Raw genomic sequence first — 20,350 nt, forward strand, 5'->3', positions numbered from 1 at the left:
GCGAGGTTCCTCATGTTGAAGGAACCCCATCGTCCGCCTCCGCTGCCGCACGGCCAAACCTCAGCGCAGACGCGCTACATCACCACCGGCACCAGTGCCGCGCAGCGGCTTCGTGCACTGGGTCCTTCTCACCGCGTCGTGCTGGCAGAATATGGTCGATCCCTGGGGTGCGTGGCCCAGGCGGTGTTTGGCGTTGCCTTCATCGTGAAACGCAACTCGCCCCCAGCCATGATCTCGTCGTGCCGTAGATAGGCGCGCGTTACGGGTATCCCGTTCAGCATCACCTTCCCGACATAAGGATGCCGGTCGTCCAGCCGATCGGCGATCACGGTCAGCTGCCGCCCGTTGGGCAGGGAAAGCACGGCTCGATTTAGGAAAGGACGACCGATCACATATTCCAGGCTGCCGGGCGTCACCGGGTAAAAGCCCAGCGCAGTAAAAACGAGCCAGGCGGACATCTGCCCGAGATCGTCGTTGCCCGACAGTCCGTCGGGCGTCGGGCGATACTGGGTCTCGACGATTTGCTTCAGCCGGGCCTGTGTGCGCCACGGTGCCCCGGCATAGCTGTATAGATAGGCGACATGGTGGCTGGGTTCGTTGCCGTGAATATACTGACCGATCAGCCCGGCGATATCTTCGGCATGGCTATAGTCGAGTTTCGAATTGTCGAATTCGAACATCGCATCCAGCTTGGCGATGGTGGCCGCATCGCCGCCGAGCGCGCCGACGAGTGAAGCCTGATCCTGCGGAACGAACCAGCTATATTGCCAGGCGTTACCCTCGGTATAATCCGATCCGTAGTTAATCGCCGTGGGATCGAACGGCGTGCGGAACGATCCGTCGCTCTTGCGCGCACGGATGAAGCCGGTCCGGGCATCAAAGCTATTCCGCCAGTTGCCTGCACGCTTTTCGAATGTCGCGGCGATGTCGGTACGGCCCATGGCGCGCGCCATCCGTGCGATCGTCCAGTCGTCATAGGCATATTCTACGGTCTTGGAGGCGGCCTCCGGCTCGTGATCGATCGGGACATAGCCGCGCTTCATATATTCGTCCAAGCCTCCATAGGGCGCATAGGTCGCGCTCGCGACCATGGCAGCAAGCGCCGCGTCCGTATCGAAACCTCTGATTCCCTTCAGATAGGCGTCGGCGATAACGGGTGCGGCGTGATAGCCGATCATCGTCCACGTCTCGCGCCCTTGGAATTGCCAGACGGGCAGGATGCCGTCGGGACTATCCTGGCGGCTGGCCACGAGCGACCGAACGATCTCGCTCGACAGGCTGGCCGGCTGGGTGAGTGTCAGAAGCGGATGCTCGGCACGGAACGTGTCCCAAAGCGAGAAGGTCGAACGGAATGTATAACCTTCCGCACGATGCACCTGATTGTCGGGCCCGCGATAACGACCGTCTGCATCGCTGGCGACGGCGGGTGCCAGCAAGCTGTGATACAGCGCAGTCGCCACGGACTTCGCCATCGGGGCAGGCGCATCGATCTTCACCGTTTCGAGGGCTGCGCGCCACGCCTGTGTGGTCTTTGCTCGGATGACATCGAAATCACCGGGTTCGCTCGTCAGGTTTGCGATCGCGCCCGCCTCATCGACCGATGAGATCGCGCTTGTCACTTCAAGCGGTTGATTGAGCGGGCCGAAATCGAAGCGGGCCACCAATGCGCGTCCGGCGCGGTCCACAACGGCGTCACTGCCGCGCCCCGGTCCCTGGAAGCCCTTATAAAGGACGTCCGTCTCGGTAGAGACGAACGCATGCCCCTTCAGCGGCACCGAAAAACGGATTGCAAAGCATAGATTGCGGTCGGGCGCCCAGCCGCGCGTTTGTCGGCAGCCGGTAACAATGCCGTCGGGACGCAGCCTGATCGAGGACCACAGGACCTTGCCAGGGTAGTTGTAGAGCGAGCTGCGCAGATCGAGCACCAAATGCATGGACGGCGCGCCGGACGTAGTACGATAGCGGGCGACGCCGATCCGTGTCCCTGCGGTCAGCTCCGCTTGGACGCCTCGATCCTCCAGCTTGACGGCGTAGTAGCCTGGCCGCGCGACCTCTGTCGCGTGATCATAGCGCGAGCGATAACCCGACCCCGGCTTGCCTGCGTTGCCGGGCTCCAGTGGCACGCTATCCCCGCTGACCGGCATCATGAGGAAATCGCCGAGATCCGAATGCCCGGCGCCGGAGAAGTGTGTCAGCGAGAAACCTTGGATGGTCGGATCTTCATAACGATAGCCCGCCGCATGGCTGTAGCATTCCCGGATGACGCAGGAGGTGTCGGTATCGGGCGAAAATTGCACCATGCCAAAGGGTGCGACGGCACCCGGAAAGGTATGACCTTCTCCTCCCGTGCCGATCATCGGGTCGACCTGATCATAGGTCGATTGCGCGGACAGCGGCATCGCAGCAAGATTGACGAGCAGGGCCAGCACGGCCCCTTGGCGGGAATGCTTCATCGCCGCATTAAAGCATCCCGCGGCATCTGGCGAAAGTCGCTCGTCGCTGTACGTTCATGATTTCAATTGTTTGGCTCGATTGTCGTGCGTACGAGGGGCGCGGAAACCGTCATCCTATCCTGACCAATCGTACATCTCATCTTGCCATAGCGGATTGCTGAGGCTGGCACGGATGGATGTCCGATACCCGAACACGGGGCTTTTGTGACCGATATTGGATCGCATAGGGCAAGGTACCGACCAATTCGTTAAGGAAGGCGGCGGCACTGGCGATTTTAGCCTGGTCACGAAGGCTGGCGAGCTATCTTCGATGTCCGTTCGATTGCGCCGAACAGGTCAATCCTGCTTTGCGGGTACACCTACCGCCCCGCCGTAGGTGCAAGCATCTTACGGCGGCAACCACGAAAGGGAAGGGCGGGTAGATCACTATGAACGGAGCGGCAATCGCAGGGTGCGTCGGATCTATTAATTAGCAACAGCGCTGTGACTGAAAATATGCTCAACGCACGTCATCCGTGTATCCATAGCGCTATCATAAAGTGCTGAGCGCAGTGAGATTTTTTGTTCTGACTAGATATAACAATCGATTCAAATATTAAATAAGTTAACATGCAATCGATTAATGATACGGTTAATGATGAAAACTTGGTTGTACAGTTAAATGTTACCGGTAACTTTTAAGCTGCTGTCATATCTCCCCATATTAATTGACAATTTGATTATCTAATTTACCGTGATGACATAATGATTCGCCGGTCAACGGCATAAATTATCAGGGCGGCAGAAAGGCCACCCGGGTGTGGAGGGGCGTTGGCGTGTCCGGTTTACGAGAATTGACGCCACGCGTCCGTCATGTGCCGTTGATCATGATTGGATCGCTTGCGACCGCGAGTATCGTGCTGACGACCGCGGTTTCCGGCCAATCGCTTCTATCGAAGCCTGGCACGCCCGTCGAATTGGCCAGTCCATTGGTCGGTACCGCGCCGTTGGACAGGCGTGGCCTGATCGGCAACGCGCCCCCGCCTGGCGAGCCGGTCTATTCAGGTCAGACCTCGCCCGGGGCAAGATTGCCGCATAGTTCAGTCGAGGTCGCGCCAGTCAACGTCAATATCGAGCTCAGCTATCCGACCGGCGTTCCGACTTCCTACCACTATCCAAACCCGACGATGATCGGCTTCACGGCGGGCGGTGGCGCAACCTATGGCGGCCGGGCCAAGCCCTTTTTCATGCCGATCGTGGGCGACTGGACGGTGCCTCCGGCCTATACGGCGGTCCATTACGACAAGGCGCGCGAACAGGCGTCTCCGGGATATTACGCGGTCGAACTGGACAACGGGACGAAAACGGAACTGACCGCGACCCGCTGGACCGGCATGATGCGCTTCACCTTTCCCCGGACCGACCGGGCCAGCGTCATCGTCAATCTGCCGCGGGCGGGGGGCACGGTGGAAATGGTCGGTGACCGGACCATCCGTGGCGCGTCGCAGGACGGGAGAGACGAAGAATCGGCGGATGGCCCCTTTTTTGTGGCGATATTCTCCCGTCCGATCCGTGACATGGGGACTTTCCGCAAGGCATCCGGCGACAGGCCTGTCTGGGGCATCGGCGACAAGGATGTTGCCGCCGACCGGCGCATGGTCTCCGGCGCCTTTGCCGGAGCCTATGCGAGTTTCTCAACGCAGCAGGGCGAGACGATCCTGGTCAAGATCGCGCACGGCCATAGCTATGCCGAGGCCGAGCGTCGGCTGGCGGCCGAAAATCCCGGCTGGAATTTCGATCGCATCCGCGCCTCGGCGCGCACCGCCTGGGCAGACCTGCTAGATCGGGTCGAGGTGGTGGGCGGAACGCCACAGCAGCGGCGGCTCTTCTACTCCACGCTGTTTCAATCTTTCTCCAGCCCGCGTCTTATTGCCAAGGCGGGGGAGACGCTGACCCGTCCGCGCGGTACGGTGACGGTATCGCATGATCGCTACAGCGCGGTCCCCTATTGGGATACCGCGCGCAATCAACTCTCGCTGCTCGAGTTGATGGAGCCCGAGTTGCTGGCACGCGTGATGCAGTCCGAATTGGACGATGCCAGCGAGCGCGGCTTCATGAACAGCTCATTCCACGGCGACCATGCGGTGCTGATGTATTTGGGGGCGATGCAGCGAGGCGTGCCCTTCGACTATGCCGCCGCCTATCAGGCGCTTCGGCGCAACGCCACCGATACCAAGGGGCCGCGCGCCCATCTGGACGAATATCTGGCGCGGGGCTGGATTTCCGACCTCGTGCCCGAGGGCAGCCCGAGCCCGCCCTATGCCGGTGGCAAGGCGGGCATGGACAAGACGCTGGAATATGCGTGGGACGATCATGCCCTGTCGGTAATGGCGACGCGGCTCGGGCGAACCGAGGATGCGGCGATGTTCGCCAGGCGCGCGAGCAATTATCGCAACGTGTTTGATCGCAAGACGGGCTTCATGCGCGGGCGGACCGAGGATGGTCGCTGGATAACTCCCTTCGATCCGCGCGAGCCCTATTATAATTTCGCCAGCAAGGAGGCATCGGGCTGGTCGAACCTGTGGCTCGTGCCCCACGACGTGGCGGGCCTGCGCGACCTGCTGGGCGGACGCGCGGCGTTCGCGGCGAAACTGGATGCGTTTTTCACCACGCCCTATACGCCGAAGGGGATATGCCGCGATTGCACCGGTGTGATCGGGCAATATGTACAGGGCAACCAGCCCGATCAGCATGCGCCCTATCTCTATGCCTGGGCGGGGCAGCCCTGGAAGACACAGGCCCTGGTCCGGCGCATTCTGGCGGACCTGTATGGCAGCGATGCCGCGGGCAACGGCTATCCGGGCATGGACGACCAGGGATCGACCTCGTCCTGGTACGTGCTGAGCGCAATGGGCTTCTACCCCGTCGATCCGTCGATGCCTTTTTATGTGATCGGCAGCCCGATTTTCGAACGGGTCAGGATGCGGCTGGGCAATGGTCGCACGCTGGAGGTGGTCGCGAGCAATAACTCCGCGACCAACCGGTACATCCAGTCGGCGACGCTCAACGGCCGCCCCTGGACCAAGCCCTGGTTCAGCCATGACGACATCAAGAACGGGGCCGTGCTGGCATTTGTCATGGGGCCGAACCCCAACCGCGAATGGGGAAGCGCGCCCGACGCCGCGCCGCCATCGATGTCCGCAGAAGGCCAGAAGCCATGATGGGAATACCGATGCCAAGATTCGCCGCCGCCATGCTCCTGGCCTTTGCGACCACGGGCGGCGCCCAGGCGCAGACCGCGCAGAATGGCGTCAAGGACGGAACCTATACCGGCCTGATCGCGACACGCTGGGGTCGGGCCGTGACGGCGGACAATGTCTGGCAAAGCTATCCCCGGCCGCAAATGAAGCGCGCCGCCTGGCAGAACCTGAACGGCCGCTGGGACTATGCGATCACCAAGGCGTCGGCACCGCAGCCGAGCCGGATGGATGGACGAATTCTCGTACCATTCCCGGTGGAGTCGCGCCTGTCGGGTGTGGCGCGTCGCGTCCTGCCCGAAGACCGCATCTGGTACCGGCGGCGCTTTACCGTACCAGCGGACTGGGCGGGGCAGCGGGTGATGCTCAACTTCGGCGGCGTCGACCACAGTACGGTCGTCTGGGTCAACGGCGCGGTCGCCGGATCGCATAAGGGCGGCTTCGATGCCTTCGGCTTCGACATCACGAACCAGTTGAAGCCCGGCGAGAACGAGTTGCTGGTCCAGGTGGCCGACCCGACGTCCTCCGGAAGCCAACCACGCGGCAAGCAGAGCCTCGATCCCTCGGGCATCTGGTATACAGCGGTCAGCGGGATCTGGCAGACGGTGTGGCTGGAGCCGGTGCCCAAATTGCATATCGCGGATGTCCGCGCGACCCCCGACATCGACCGCGGCGTCATCGATGTCGAAGTGGCGCTCAACGCATGGGCGTCCGATACCGACGCCGTGCGGATCACCGCGCATAGCGGTGGCAAGGCAATCGCGTCGACCATCATCCATGCCAATCGTCGCGCCACGCTGGCGATCCCGAATGCCCGGCTCTGGTCGCCGGAACAGCCTTTCCTCTATGATCTGACCACGGAATTGGTGACGGTCCGTGATCCCTATGCGGGTAAGACGGAACGCGATCGCATGGCATATGATGCGCGCTTCACGCCCTCGGAGGATCAGAGCTATGCCCGGGCGGTGGTGACGGGCGCGCCACGCGACGTGGTCGAAGGCTATTTCGCGATGCGCAAGATCTCGGTCGGACCAAGCCGGGTAGCGGGCCAGCCCGCTCTGTTGTTGAATAACAAACCCTATTTCCAGAACGGTACGCTGGATCAAGGCTGGTGGCCCGACGGCCTGTGGACCCCGCCGTCCGAACAGGCGATGCGGTATGACCTGGAATGGTTGAAGAAGGCGGGCTTCAACATGGTCCGCAAGCACATCAAGGTCGAGCCCGCACAATATTATCACGACGCGGACCGGCTCGGCATGCTGATCTGGCAGGACATGCCTTCGGGCGGTGGCGAGGACCAGTTCGTCACGGGCGCGAGCAAAGCGCAGGCCGTGATGTCGTCCGATATGATGGCGGAGAACCAGAACGAACTGACGCGCATGATCGGCGGGCTGCGCGCCTTTCCGTCGATCGTGTTGTGGGTCGTCAACAACGAGGGATGGGGGCAGTACGACTCCACGACCCTGGCGCGCTACGTCAAGGGCATGGATCCCAGCCGCCTGGTCAACGCCGACAGCGGATGGCTGGACGTCGCAGCCGATGTCTCCGACGTGTTCGATGTCCATACCTATGAGGATGTTCCTAACACCCCGGCGCGACAGAGCCGTCGCGCGTTGGTCCTTGGAGAATATGGCGGGATAGGCCTGCCGGTTGCCGACCACCTCTGGCGGCCGGGCAAGGCCAATTGGGGGTATCAGGCGGCCAGGGACGGCGCGGACTACCTCACCCGGTACCGCCTCAAGATGGAGGGGGTGATCCGCCAGGCGCGCGATCACGGGCTGAGTGCCGCCGTCTACACCCAAACCACCGACGTCGAAGACGAGATCAACGGCTTGCTGACCTTCGACCGCGCGGTGGAAAAGGCATCGCCCGAGGCATTCGCTGCGATCGCCGCACCGCTCTGGCCGCAGGAGGAGGGGCGCTGACGCTGCTATCTGGTCGTCTGGGACGCGCGATGCCTGCGGAGTTTCGCATAACAGAACTGGTCAACCAGTCCGACGAAATTGACGACATGCTTCAGTTGTCAGGGTGAGATGAACGCCACGGGCTAGAAGCAACGAGCCGGCCGAAAAGCCGCCATCGGTGCCGTGGCATAGAGGGAGGAAACAGGAAATGAGCTTCGTGCATAGTGCGGGATCGGCAGCCTTGCGTCGCCGGATCGCAATCGGTCTCTTGTCGTCGGTCAGCGTCATGGTGGCCATGACCCCGGCGGCGCACGCCCAGCAGGCCCCGGCGGCGGGCCAGGTCCAGGACTCGCTGAGCAATCAGGCCGATTCCGGCGTCACCGGCGACTCCTCCGCGACCGGCAATGTTCAGGCGGCGAGCGACGCGGGGGATATCGTCGTCACCGGCTATCGCCGGTCGATCGAGGAAAGCCTGTCGCAGAAGCGTGAGGCCAACGCCTTTGTCGATGTCATCACGGCCGAAGATGTCGGCAAGTTTCCCGACAAGAACGTCGCGGACTCGCTGCAGCGCGTACCTGGCGTCATCATCGATCGCGATGGTGGCGAAGGTAGCCGGGTCAGCATTCGCGGCCTCAGCTCCGACCTGACGCTGACCGAGCTAAACGGCAATTTCATCGCCTCGGCCGACAGCGGCGATCCGTCGCGCTCGTTCAACTATCTGTTGCTGCCCTCGACCCTGATCGGCAGCGTGGAGGTCTACAAATCATCGGAGGCGCGGCTCGACGAAGGCGGGGTGGGCGGCGTCATCATCAACCGAACCCGTCGACCCTTCGATCTCAAGCCATGGTCGGGCAATATTTCGGTCGAGGGCACCTACGCCGATGTCACGCGCAAGGTCGAACCCAACGTCTCGGGGCTCGTGTCCTGGCATAACGAGGAGAAGACCTTCGGCCTGCTGCTCGGCGCGACCTATCAGGAGCGTACCAATCGCTCGCTGAGCGCGTCGGGCGATTCCTGGCATTGGTGGACGGACGACCGGACGACGCAGCCGGCGACCGACGTGAATGGCAAGCCCTATGCCAATGACGATGCCATAAACTATTGGAACGACGGCCAGAACGGTGGCGTCAGCACGCGCAACGGCAAACGCTATACCGGCTATTGGGCACCGCAATCGGTCAGTGAGACGATCCTCGACCAGAAGCGCAAGCGGCTGGGCATCCAGGCGACGGCCCAGATGAAGCCGTTCGACAACATGACGATCACGGCCAATTACTTCCGGTTCCAGCTCAACGGCGATTATACGAGCAGCACGATCAAAATCCCCGAATGGGGCTATGGCAATTTCTTTACCGGGGGCGCGCTGGACAGGAGCGGAACGGTGTTGACCGGCGCCAACTTCCAGGTTCCTGCCGAGGGAACCGGGTGTCGCGTCGCCGGCAATCTGTGCACGATGGAAACGCCCGCGCCGCAGGACACGTATACGCGCGAAAAGACGGTATCCAACACGTATGACGTACGCGGCGACTGGTCGCATGACCGGCTGGAGGCCAGCTTCGTTGTCGGCAAGACGAAGGCGAAAGGCGGACCGTCCTTCCAATTCTATGCACAGGCCAAGCCGCGCAACGGTACGGTGAACGGCAACTCGCTGAGTGCGTGGAATTTCACCGACCAATCGATCGCGATGCAGTTCTCACCCGACATCATCCAGAACATGCTGAACGGCGTGGCGCAGATCGATTTGGGATCGACGGGGTCGGGCTTCACCAACAGCTCGATCTCGCAACGTTACGCCCAGGTCGACGTCACGCGCCATTTCGAGACGTTCATCGACTCGCTGCAGCTGGGCGTGAAGTGGCGCGACGGGAGGATCCACCGCGAGACCGGGCGGTTCGAGTGGTATTCGGACGCGGCCAATACGCTGAGGTTCCAGGATACACCCGGCGGTGCGCTGGCCTTGCCGGAAATCTTCTTCCCCAATTCGCTCGGCAATATCGCAGGCGGGTTCGAGACGACGGCGTTTCCGGCGATCAATATCGCCAAATATATCGATTATCTGAACCGAACCTATAATGGTCCGGTGCGCGTCGCCGAACCGCAGAACGTCTATGATATCGGCGAGCGGATCTGGGCCGGCTATGCTCAGTTGAACTTCAAGTCCGACCGGGTGCGTGGTAATCTGGGCGTGCGCCTGGTCAATACGCGCCAAAGCGGGCTTTCGACCGACGTTCTCTATTACGAAAACGACTATTGTCAGAACGGTCCCGGCGGATCGTTCGACCCCAATCGGCCTCTGGGCGAGGACGGCAACTGCCTGGTCATCCCGCAAAGCCAGCGTGAGCTCAGGGTGTTCAGCCAGAATAGCGAGCGCAAGAGCTACACCGACATACTTCCTAGCTTTAACATTTCCTGGGACGCGACGTCCGATCTGCTTTTGCGCGGCGCGGTGTCGAAGGTCATTTCAAGACCGAATTTCGGCGACTTGGCCGGGGCGCGGGGGCTGACGTTTAATGCCGATCCGTTCGTCTTCGATCGCAAGGAGTTTGGCGCGCTGCCGGGCTGGTTCGGCAATGGCGGTAATTTCGACCTGAAGCCCTTCAGCGCCTGGCAATATGATGTGGGCGTCGAATGGTATTTCCATCGCGGCTCGGTCATCGGCGCGACGCTGTTCCGCAAGGATGTGTCGAACTTCATCGTTCCGGTGGTGATCGACCTTCAGCAGGAGGTCGCGGGCGAGACGGTCACAGTGCAGCAATATGCCACCCAGGCCAACGGATCGAAGGCGGTGTCGCAGGGTGTCGAGGTTTATGCACAGCATACGCTGCCCTTCGGCTTGGGGGCTCAGGTGAACTTCACCTTCAACGACACGTCCACGGCCGACGTGTCGCTGAACGGCTCTTCGGTCGGGAGCTCGCCTCTCGTCGGCAGCGCCAGGACGCAGGTCAACGCCTCGGTGTTCTACGAGCATGGCCCGGTGCTCCTCCGCGCCTCGTACAACCGGCGCGGCGAGGTCGTGCGCGGCCTGTCCTCCGGCCTGAACGTCTATTCCGATCCGTATCAGCAGGTCGACCTGAACGCCGCCTTCAACCTGATCGACAATCTCCAGCTGACCGCCTCGGTCATCAATCTGACCAAGTCGGAGGAACGGGCGCATCTGGGCAACGACACGAAGGACCGTTTCATCTCGAACGTATATTCGGGTCGGCGCGCCTATGTCGGCGTGTCCTACAAGTTTTAAGGCCCCCCCTGGGGGTGGCTTCTCATGGACCCACCCCCTTTTCTTCCTCGATGGATGAGGATCGCGCGTCATTCGACATCTCGCTTCAAAATGGATCGCCACGCTGGCCTCGATGGGCTTGGCCGCTATGGCGTCGGCATCGAATCCGATCGTGCGTGGCTGGTATGCCGACCCAGAGATCCGTGCGTTCGGCGACCGGTACTGGATCTACCCGACCTATTCCGACGATGACGGCGTACCGGATCGAACCTCCCGGTTCTCCGCGGCGCAACGGGAGGCGCGGAAACGCCAAACCGTGCGCCCGTCCTATGCCTATCAGACGTTTTTCAACGCCTTTTCGTCGCCCGATCTCGTCCACTGGACCAAGCACCCCCATGTCTTCGATGTGACGCGCGCCGCTTGGGCGGCCTATGCGATCTGGGCGCCCTCAGTCATCGCCGCCAATGGCCGCTATTACATGTTCTTTAGTGCCAACGACATTCAGAGCGATCGGGAGCTTGGCGGTATCGGACTGGCGGTTAGCGACACGCCGGGCGGCCCGTTCAAGGATGCGCTGGGCAGACCGTTGATCGACGCCTTTCACAACGGCGCGCAACCGATCGATCCCTTCGCCTTTCGCGATCATGACGGGCAGGTCTACCTGTTCCATGGCGGGTGGGGGCACTGCAACGTCGTCCGCCTGAGCCGCGATATGAAGTCGGTTCTGCCCTTCGCGGACGGGACGACGTACAAGGAGATCACGCCCCCCGGCTATGTCGAGGGCTCCTTCCTCGTCGAGCGCAAGGGGGTCTATTATCTCATGTGGTCGGAGGGCGGGTGGACCGGTCCCGACTATAGCGTGGCCTATGCCATGGGGCCAAGCGCGATCGGGCCGTTCAAGCCGATGGGCAAGATCCTGACCCAGGATTTCCGCATCGCCCGCGGCGCGGGGCATCATTCCGTCGTGAACGTACCGGGGACGGACGAATGGTATATCGCCTATCATCGGCGTCCGTTGGCGACCGACCGGGGCGAGCATCGCCAGATCGCGATCGACCGGATGTATTTCAACGCCGATGGCACGATCCGTCCGGTCGTGATGACCAACGACGGCGTGAAGCCGCGACCGATCCGCCGCGCGAAATGACACGCAGGCAAGAGAATATGGGGAGATTGATGGTGAGCAAGGCTTTTGGAGCGACTGTACGCAACTCCCTGGCGACACTGTCGGCGATTGGCTTGATCCTGCCGATGCCGTCCATCGCGATCGCACAGGCGCGCGGGGCGACGGAGACGGAATCGCTGGCCGATCTGGTCAATCCGCTGATGGGTACCGACTCCGACTATACCTTGTCCTATGGCAACACCTATCCGGCGGTCGCGGTGCCATGGGGCATGAACTTCTGGTCACCGGTCACGGGGAAGATGGGTTCGGGCTGGGGCTATACCTATCACGACAAGAAAATCAGCGGCATTAAGCAGACGCACCAGCCCAGCCCCTGGATGAACGATTACGCCGCGTTCGAGATCATGGCGGAAACCGGCCCGGTGCGCATCAAGCAGGATGAGCGGGCGTCGTGGTTCAGCCATAAGGCGGAGGAAAGCCATCCCTATAAATACAAGGTGTATCTGGCCGATCATGACGTGACCGCCGAGGTGGTGCCGACCTCTCGCGCGGCGCAGTTCCGGTTCACCTTTCCCCAGAGCGATGACGCGCACATCGTGCTCGACGCCTATGACAAGGGGGCGATGGTCACCGTCGATCCGCAGCGGCGGCGCATCACCGGCTATGTCCGCAACAATAGCGGGGGGGTGCCGGACAATTTCCACAATTACTTCGTGCTGGAGTTCGACCACGACTTCACCGTCTCGCGCACATGGGATGAAAACTGGCAGCTTCACGATGCCTTAAAGAGCGAAGGCGGGCATGTCGGCGCCGTCGTCAGCTTCAAGACGAGGAAGGGCGAGCAGATCGGCGTAAAGGTCGCGTCGTCGTTCATCAGCGCGGAGCAGGCCGAGCGAAACCTGACGCAGGAAATCGGCACCGACGGCTTCGCGCAGACCGAGGCCAAGGCCAAGGCGGTTTGGGGCAAGGAATTGGGCCGCGTCCGCGTCAGCGACCCCAGCATCGACAACCGGCGGACCTTCTATTCGGCGCTATATCGGATGCTGCAATTCCCGCGTCGCTTCTACGAATATGATTCGCGGGGGCAGCAGGTCCATTACAGCCCCTATGACGGCCAGGTCCATGACGGTCCACTCTATACCGACAACGGCTTCTGGGACACGTGGCGCGCCGTCTTCCCCTATTTCGCGCTGATGTACCCGGACGTGGACGGTGAGATCATGCAGGGGCTGGTCAATACCTACAAGGAGTCGGGCTGGCTGCCCGAATGGGCGAGCCCGGGCCATCGCAGCGTGATGATCGGCTCGAACTCGGCCAATATCATCGCCGACGCCTATCTGAATGGCGTGCGCGACTTCGACGTGAACACGCTTTACGAGGCCATGGTCAAGAACGCGACCACCTCCGAGGGGCGGCCGCGCGACAAGAAGGGGAACGTCCTCGACGCGGTCGGGCGTGAGGGTGTCGAATATTACAACAGGCTCGGTTATGTGCCGTACGATGTCGGGATCAACGAGAATGCCGCACGGACGCTCGAATATGCGACCGCCGACTTTTCGCTGTCGCGGCTGGCGGCGGCACTCGGCAAGACCGACGATGCACGCAAATATGCGGCTCAGGCGCTGAACTACCGCAAGCTCTATGATCCCCAGACGGGCTGGATGCGGGGCCGCAACCAGGACGGGAGTTGGGAGACGCCGTTCAACCCGCTGAAATGGGGCGATGCCTTCACGGAGGGCAACGCGCTCCACTATAGCTGGTCGGTGATGCAGGACGTTCGCGGCCTCGCCGAATTGATGGGCGGGAACCAGGCCTTCGTAAATCGGCTGGACTCGGTCTTCACCACGCCGCCGTTGTTCGACAACAGCTATTACGGCCAGACCATCCACGAGATCCGCGAGATGCAGATCGTCGACATGGGGCAATATGCCCATGGCAACCAGCCGATTCAGCACATGATCTATCTCTACGACTGGGCCGGCGCACCGTGGAAGACGCAATATCACGTGCGTGACGTGATGCGGAAACTCTACTCCGCCAAACCTGATGGCTATCCGGGTGACGAGGATAACGGCCAGACATCGGCGTGGTACGTCTTTTCGGCGCTCGGTTTCTATCCAGTCACACCGACGGTCGGCCAATATGCGATCGGCAGTCCGCTGTTTCGCCAGGTCGAACTGACCATGCCGGGCGGCAAGCGCCTGACCATCGAGGCGCAGAACAACGGGCCGGACAATGTCTATATCCAGTCGGCCATGCTCAACGGGCGACGCCACGACAAGGCCTGGTTGTCGAGGCAAGACTTGCAGGGTGGCGGCAAGCTGACCTTCGTCATGGGGCCGAAGCCCAACACCGCCTGGGCCAGCAGCGCGGCCGCCGTACCATTCTCGATGAGCCAGCCGGGAGCCGTACGTCCATGACCTCCACCGCGATGAACCGCCGTGATCTGGTCTTGGGCGGAGTGGCGTTGTCAGCCTTGCTGCCGCTCGGGGCGGCCGGCGCGGTGCCGGGCGTCGTGCTGCCCAGCAAGCGCCCGCCGCGCGGCGAACGCGCCTTCACCAGCCCGGCGGTCGAGGACGAGATCAAGTGGGTGAAGGCGAAGATCGCCGACCCGCAACTCGCCTGGCTGTTCGAGAATTGCTACCCCAACACGCTGGACACCACGGTCCAGCCGGGCACGGTGGAGGGCAAGCCCGACACCTTCGTCATCACCGGCGACATCGACGCGATGTGGTTGCGCGACAGTTCGGCCCAGTTGCAGACCTATGTGCACCTGACACCGCGGGACCCGGCCCTGCGGACATTGTTCCATGGCGCCCTGCAGCGGCAAGCCCGGTGCATCCTGCTGGACCCCTATGCCAATGCCTTCATGAAGGATCCGTCTGCACGCACCAGCCTGTCGGCGGCGGGGGATGTCACCGCGATGAAGCCGGGCGTGGCGGAGCGGAAATGGGAGATCGATTCGCTCTGCTATCCGATGCGGCTGGCCCATGCCTATTGGACGGCGACCCGCGATCGGGCCCCGTTCGACGCGTTGTGGCGGCAGGGCATGGCGCGGGCGGTAGCGACCTTTCGCGAGCAGCAGCGGCTGGATGGGCCCGGACCTTATCATTTCCAGCGCCGCGACGTTTCGCCGACCGAGACGCTGATGTTCGGCGGATACGGCGCGCCAACCCGGAAGGTCGGATTAATCCATTCGGGATTTCGGCCGTCCGACGATGCCTGCGTCTATCCATTCCTGATCCCGTCCAACCTGTTCGCGGTCGCCGCGCTTCGTGGTCTGGCCGTGGTGCTGAACGAGGCTTGCGGTGACACGGCGGCTGCGACCGAGGCCCGCGCGCTCGCCGACACCGTCGCCAAGGCGCTCGATGCGCATGGCAAGATGGCCGATGGCCGGGGTCAGGAGGTCTGGGCCTTCGAAGTCGATGGCTATGGCAACGCGATCTTCATGGACGATGCCAATGTGCCCAGCCTGTCGGCCTTGCCGCTCCTGGGCGCGACGAAGCGCAACGATCCGCTTTATCGGCGTACCGCCGCCCTGGCCTGGAGCCCGCGCAACCCCTATTTCTTTGCCGGGCGGGCGGCGGATGGTATCGGCGGGCCGCATGTCGGCATGGACATGATCTGGCCGATGTCGATCATCACGCGGGGGCTACTCAGCGACGATGATGCCTTCATCCGTCAGTGCCTGGCGTGGCTGCGCGCGACCCATGGCGGCACCGGCTTCATGCACGAGAGCTTCCACAAGGACGATCCGACAAAGTTCACGCGAAGCTGGTTCGCATGGGCCAACGGGCTGTTCGGAGACTTCATACTGGACGTGGCGCGGCGCAGGCCCGCGCTGCTTGCCGCACCCTATACGGCATAAGGGAAAAGACGATGACCACGGCAAACCGGCGGCAGCTTCTGTCGGGCACGGGACTTACCCTTGTTGCGGGTATGGTTCCGACCCGCGCCTTCGCGGCGGCTCCCGCCGCCGGCAAGCCCGATGTCTTCATCGGCACCGGCGGGCATGGGCACACCTTTCCGGGCGCCTCGCTGCCCTTCGGCATGGCACAGCTCAGCCCGGACACGGACAATGCCCGCTGGGATGCCTGTTCCGGCTATCACCGCGACGATGCGTCGATCATGGGGTTCAGCCATACGCATCTGTCCGGCACCGGGATCGGCGACATGCTGGACGTGCTGGTCGTACCGAGCCGCTGCCCGCTCAAATTGACGCCAGGCAAGCTCGGCGATCCCGATCTCGGCTATCGACAGCGCTTCTCGGGGGAATTTGCCGAGCCCGGTTATTACCGAGTGCGACTGGAAAGCGGGGTGCAGGCCGAACTGACCGTCACCGAGCGCGTCGGCCTCCACCGCTATCGCTTCCCGCAGGGCGCGGGGCACATCCTGATCGACTTCGCGCATGTCATCGTCGATAGCTGGGACAAAGGCGAGGTGATCGAGCGCGCTTCGCTGGCGTTGGACGCCGATGGCGTGCTGACCGGAAGCCGGACGGTCAATCGCTGGGCCAAGGGGCGCGATATCCATTTCGCGATGCGGTTGTCGCGCAAGCCCGACCGCGTGCAGTTCTTCGGCGATGGCGACACACCGGTCGCCGGTAACGCCCGTGACGTCAGCGGTCGCAGACTGAAGCTCGTTCTCTTCTTCGATCAGGCCGGTGGGGAGCCGATCCTTATCAAGACGGGCCTCTCAGCCGTGTCCGTCGCAGGCGCACGAAAGGCGCTGGCCGAAGAAGCACCGGCCTGGGACTTCGATGCACGATGCCGGGCGGCACGATCGCTTTGGGCGAAGGAACTCGACTGTATCCGCGTGTCCGGCGGTACCGAGGCGCAGCGCACGATCATGGCCAGCGCACTCTATCATGCGCTGCTGGCACCGACGCTGTTCTCCGACCGTGACGGCCGCTATATGGGCATGGACCGGCAGGTACATCAGGCCCCGGTCGACCAACCCGCGTTCAGTACCTATTCGACGTGGGACACCTATCGCGCGCTCCACCCGTTGCTGACCCTCGTCAAGCCTCGCCAGGCCGCGCTATTTATCCGCGACCTCGTCCGCCAGACGCAGCAGAGTTCTTATGGGCCGCCGGTCTGGCAGCTTCAGGGCGTCGAAACCGGCACGATGATCGGCTGGCATTCGGTGTCGATCATGGCAGAGGCGAAGGCCAAGGGGATCGAGGCGGATTACGCCGCCGCCTGGCCCAATATCCGTCGACGCGCCTTCGATCGGACATTCAAGGATTCCGACGGCTCGCTGGGCCGCGGCGAGTATTACGACCGTGGCTATATCCCCGCGGATCTGGTCTGGGAATCGGTCAGCCGGACGCAGGAATATGCCTATGACGACTGGGCGATGGCGGTCTTGGCCGAGGCGGCGGGTGCGCAAGGCGATGCCGAAGCATTGCGGCGGCGCAGTCGCAATTACCGGAATGTGATCGATGCCAACATCGGCTTCGCGCGGCCCAAATTTGCCAACGGCCAATGGTGGGCGCCCTATGATCCGATCCAGTTGGGCCATATGCCCAAGCCCGGATGGCGCGATTACACCGAGGCCAATGGCTGGCAGGCGACCTTCCTCAACCAGCATGACGTGCACGGGCTGATCGCCCATATGGGCGGCGACAAGGCATTTGAGGCGCGTCTGGACGCATTGTTTTCGGCGCCCTCGACCCTACCCGATAATGCGCCGCCGGACATCTCCGGTCTGGTCGGCCAATATGCGCACGGCAACGAACCCAACCAGCATGTGGCCTATCTCTATGCCTATGCAGGCATCCCCTGGAAGACGCAGGCGATGGTCCGGCGTCTGTTGAACGAGATGTACAAGGCCGAGCCCGACGGCGTGATCGGCAATGACGATTGCGGGCAGACGAGCGCGTGGTTCATCCTGAGCGCGCTGGGCTTCTATCCGGTTGATCCGGTCAGCGCCGTCTATGTCTTCGGATCGCCGCTCTTCGACGATGTGCAGGTGAATCTACAGAACGGACGAACACTACGTATTCGGGCGCAGGGCAATGCCCCCGACAGGCCCTATGTCCAGTCGGTCCGGTGGAACGGCAAAGCCTGGACCCGTAACTGGATATCGCACGCTGATCTTATCCAGGGCGGTGAGCTCGTGTTCCAGATGGGCGGAAAGCCGTCACGCTTCGGCACCGCCCCGGCGGATCGGCCGCCCTCGCTGTCCTCGCCACGAACATGATGCCCCTGGCGTCGGACCCGGTCATGACGCTGCGGGAACGGCGAGCGCCTCTCTAGAATGCGTCCTACTGATCATGGCCGGGCGTCTTCCAAAGCGCGCCCGGCTTGGGAAGCAGGAAATGGCTGAAGGGAAGGATCGCGGCGCCGACGGCCGGAGCGTCGGCGGATAGCGCGGCACGCGCGACCGGTGCGAGGGCCGGGATGCCGTCACATGCTTCGGCCAGCCGGGTATTAAGACGGTTCGTCAGGCCATCCAGCACGGCGGCGGGCAGCCGGCCGCCGATGAGGACGATCGCAGGATTCAACAGACAGTTGACCGCCGTCAAAGGCCCGACAAGTTGCGCTGCGGCGGCTTCGACCCACGCCTCAAGGCTGTCCCGGACCGCATGGTCGCCTGCGTCCCCGTCGCATGGAATGTCGGCGAGCGCGAAGCCATCCCTGTTCATGTGCATGGCCAGACCGGAACGGGATACCAGCGTCTGCACCTGCGCGCCTGTGGTGGTTCGGAGGAAACCCAGCTCCCCGCTGCGGCCATCCGCCCCGCGAATATAGGCATTGTCAACGACCACGCCCCCACCGAGTCCCGAGGATATCAGGATGTAGAAAAAGCTGGTGTGACGCTGCCCCAGGCCGAATTGCATTTCGCCCATCGCGGCGGCAGCAGCGTCGTTCTCGGTGAACACTGGAAGCGCGAAGGGGCGAGCAAAGAGCTTGGCCATGTCGACCTGATCCCAATCGGCATAAGCCGCCGGTCGGCCGGGGAGATCGATGCTCCCGAGCTGATCGGGGCTGGCGACGCCGAGCCCGACCACTTGATCGATGGTGACCTGCGCCGCCTGCAGCATCTTGCGGATCGACGTGCGGTACAGCGCCGCGACCTGCCCGGGGAGCGCGAACGCGATATCCTCCGAGATTCGGGCGACCGTCTCCCCGGCAAAATCGACAAGTACGATCGTGACATGATCGCGATCGATATTGATCCCCAACGCGAAGCAGGCCTTGTCGCGGATCACAAGCCTCGTCGGAGGCTGGCCGCGGCCGCCACGCTGTTGGCCCGCCTCTTCGATCAAGCCATCGTTGAGGAGGCGGCGGGTAATGTTGGCGATGGCAGCCGTCGTTAGGCCGGTGATCGAGGCCAATTCTACTCTGGTCAGCGCGCCGCATACCCGAACTGCATGAAGCGTGATCCGTTGGTTATGGTCGGCCGCACGCTCGAGGTTCGTACCGAATAGGCGCGGGCGATGGGCATCAATCATTACGCTGAACCGAAGCCGGCCATCAGGTTGACAGTGGCAGAGGGGCGCAATTCGCTTTCGGTATGCATAGGTCCTAGCGGTGCCTGTCGGATGTGGCCGACCCTGCATAACCTTTCAGTAATTACCCGGTCTGTCCACCACTGGCTAACAAAAGGGGGCTACTGTGGTCAGGCAGCGCTGACAGGGAGAGCCATGATTGGTCTCCGCGAGGCCAATTTTGATTGATTTTGCCAAGGTGCTTGGTCCGAAGGACGCCTTCTTGTGCGCTGAGCGGGGCTGCTCAGACCAAGGTCAGCTGCCGACCACGCGCCCGGAACGCTGGTCGCGCGAACGCAACCGGATCAAGGACTGGATCGAAGCTGAGTGCTGGTCGGAGAAGAAGCAGGCCTTCGTCATGTACCGCGGTACCGACAAGCTCGACGCCTCCTTGGCGCTTGCCGTCCGCTTCGGCTTTGATGGTCATGATCGGCTGCTAGCTACGATGGATGCGATCGATCGTGAGCTAGGCAGCGGTCCTTTTCACTATCGCTACACCGGCATGGACAAGGAGGAAGGGTGCTTTCTTGCCTGCTCCTTCTGGATGGTGGAGGCCCGTGCCGAACTTCGTCAGTGGCCTGAAGCCCGCCAGCGGTTCGATAAGCTAAACAACGCGTTGTCCCACGGTCACGGTATTCTGGCCGAGATGATCGATCCGGCGAGTGGCGCGTTCCTCGGCAACCTTCCTCAAGGTCTCAGCCATCTAGCGAACGTTATGGCGCTGTCCGTTCTCGACGAGGCAGCAGCCTGCAACTGACACTGATCCTATCCCAATGGAGATAAGCATGACTGACCGTCTGACTGTTGTTGCCCCCTAAATGCCTGACGGGGCCTCGCGGGTTTGCGTGATGTACTCGCGGGGCGAGCGATAGCCCAGCGCCTTGTGCGGGTGGACCTCGTTGTAGTGGGTCAGCCAGGC

At 62.4% G+C, this 20,350-nt stretch carries 11 protein-coding genes; 8 read left to right on the plus strand and 3 right to left on the minus strand.

The genetic code is table 11. The features are described from left to right. Positions 1-128 precede the first annotated feature (128 nt). Entirely contained in the window at positions 129-2,453 is a 2,325-nt protein-coding gene (locus tag U1703_RS18120; protein ID WP_332786853.1) for a GH92 family glycosyl hydrolase, read from the minus strand. Between the two features lie 896 nt (positions 2,454-3,349). On the opposite strand from U1703_RS18120, the gene U1703_RS18125 reads away from it, so the two are divergent. The 7 genes from U1703_RS18125 (at position 3,350) to U1703_RS18155 (ending at position 18,140) form a co-directional block, all read left to right on the plus strand. Beyond that, on the plus strand, positions 3,350-5,653 hold the full coding sequence (locus U1703_RS18125; protein WP_332786854.1) for a GH92 family glycosyl hydrolase: 2,304 nt from the start codon (positions 3,350-3,352) through the stop codon (positions 5,651-5,653). Between the two features lie 11 nt (positions 5,654-5,664). Continuing rightward, entirely contained in the window at positions 5,665-7,614 is a 1,950-nt protein-coding gene (locus tag U1703_RS18130; RefSeq protein ID WP_332786855.1) for a glycoside hydrolase family 2 protein, read from the plus strand. Positions 7,615-7,801: 187 nt separating this feature from the next. Beyond that, complete coding sequence (locus U1703_RS18135; RefSeq protein WP_332786856.1) at positions 7,802-10,831, plus strand: TonB-dependent receptor; 3,030 nt, start codon at positions 7,802-7,804, stop codon at positions 10,829-10,831. A 127-nt stretch (positions 10,832-10,958) separates the two neighbouring features. Continuing rightward, positions 10,959-11,957 carry a glycoside hydrolase family 43 protein gene (locus U1703_RS18140; protein WP_332786857.1) on the plus strand — a complete coding sequence of 333 codons (999 nt, stop codon included), beginning with the start codon at positions 10,959-10,961 and terminating at the stop codon, positions 11,955-11,957. 104 nt (positions 11,958-12,061) lie between these two features. Then, a complete protein-coding gene (locus U1703_RS18145) occupies positions 12,062-14,356 on the plus strand; it encodes a GH92 family glycosyl hydrolase (protein WP_332786858.1) in 2,295 nt (764 codons plus the stop codon). Beyond that, the gene (locus U1703_RS18150) at positions 14,353-15,804 is read left to right on the plus strand and encodes a glycoside hydrolase family 125 protein (protein ID WP_332786859.1); all 1,452 of its coding nucleotides are present in this window, start codon (positions 14,353-14,355) and stop codon (positions 15,802-15,804) included. The genes U1703_RS18145 and U1703_RS18150 overlap by 4 nt, the downstream gene beginning before the upstream one ends. Positions 15,805-15,815: 11 nt before the next feature. Further along, the gene (locus tag U1703_RS18155) at positions 15,816-18,140 is read left to right on the plus strand and encodes a GH92 family glycosyl hydrolase (RefSeq protein ID WP_332786860.1); all 2,325 of its coding nucleotides are present in this window, start codon (positions 15,816-15,818) and stop codon (positions 18,138-18,140) included. A gap of 64 nt (positions 18,141-18,204) precedes the next feature. On the opposite strand, the gene U1703_RS18160 is transcribed toward U1703_RS18155, so the two are convergent. Further along, the gene (locus U1703_RS18160) at positions 18,205-19,395 is read right to left on the minus strand and encodes an ROK family transcriptional regulator (protein WP_332786861.1); all 1,191 of its coding nucleotides are present in this window, start codon (positions 19,393-19,395) and stop codon (positions 18,205-18,207) included. Between the two features lie 217 nt (positions 19,396-19,612). On the opposite strand from U1703_RS18160, the gene U1703_RS18165 reads away from it, so the two are divergent. After that, positions 19,613-20,188, plus strand: a complete 576-nt coding sequence (locus U1703_RS18165) for a glycoside hydrolase family 15 protein (RefSeq protein WP_332786862.1) — start codon at positions 19,613-19,615, stop codon at positions 20,186-20,188. Between the two features lie 57 nt (positions 20,189-20,245). Here U1703_RS18165 and U1703_RS18170 read toward each other — a convergent pair. Continuing rightward, positions 20,246-20,350: integrase core domain-containing protein (locus U1703_RS18170; protein WP_332784707.1), on the minus strand; the 105-nt coding region annotated here is incomplete at its 5' end.

Origin of the sequence: Sphingomonas flavida (assembly GCF_036663655.1) — a bacterium.
Lineage (GTDB): Bacteria > Pseudomonadota > Alphaproteobacteria > Sphingomonadales > Sphingomonadaceae > Sphingomonas.

What these genes read in the sequence shown, in the direction of transcription:
- U1703_RS18130 (WP_332786855.1), top strand. Translation starts at nt 5,665, where the DNA reads ATGCCAAGATTCGCCGCCGCCATGCTCCTGGCCTTTGCGACCACGGGC.
- U1703_RS18120 (WP_332786853.1), bottom strand. Translation starts at nt 2,453, where the DNA reads ATGAAGCATTCCCGCCAAGGGGCCGTGCTGGCCCTGCTCGTCAATCTT.
- U1703_RS18135 (WP_332786856.1), top strand. Translation starts at nt 7,802, where the DNA reads ATGAGCTTCGTGCATAGTGCGGGATCGGCAGCCTTGCGTCGCCGGATC.
- U1703_RS18155 (WP_332786860.1), top strand. Translation starts at nt 15,816, where the DNA reads ATGACCACGGCAAACCGGCGGCAGCTTCTGTCGGGCACGGGACTTACC.
- U1703_RS18150 (WP_332786859.1), top strand. Translation starts at nt 14,353, where the DNA reads ATGACCTCCACCGCGATGAACCGCCGTGATCTGGTCTTGGGCGGAGTG.
- U1703_RS18140 (WP_332786857.1), top strand. Translation starts at nt 10,959, where the DNA reads ATGGCGTCGGCATCGAATCCGATCGTGCGTGGCTGGTATGCCGACCCA.
- U1703_RS18145 (WP_332786858.1), top strand. Translation starts at nt 12,062, where the DNA reads ATGCCGTCCATCGCGATCGCACAGGCGCGCGGGGCGACGGAGACGGAA.
- U1703_RS18160 (WP_332786861.1), bottom strand. Translation starts at nt 19,395, where the DNA reads ATGATTGATGCCCATCGCCCGCGCCTATTCGGTACGAACCTCGAGCGT.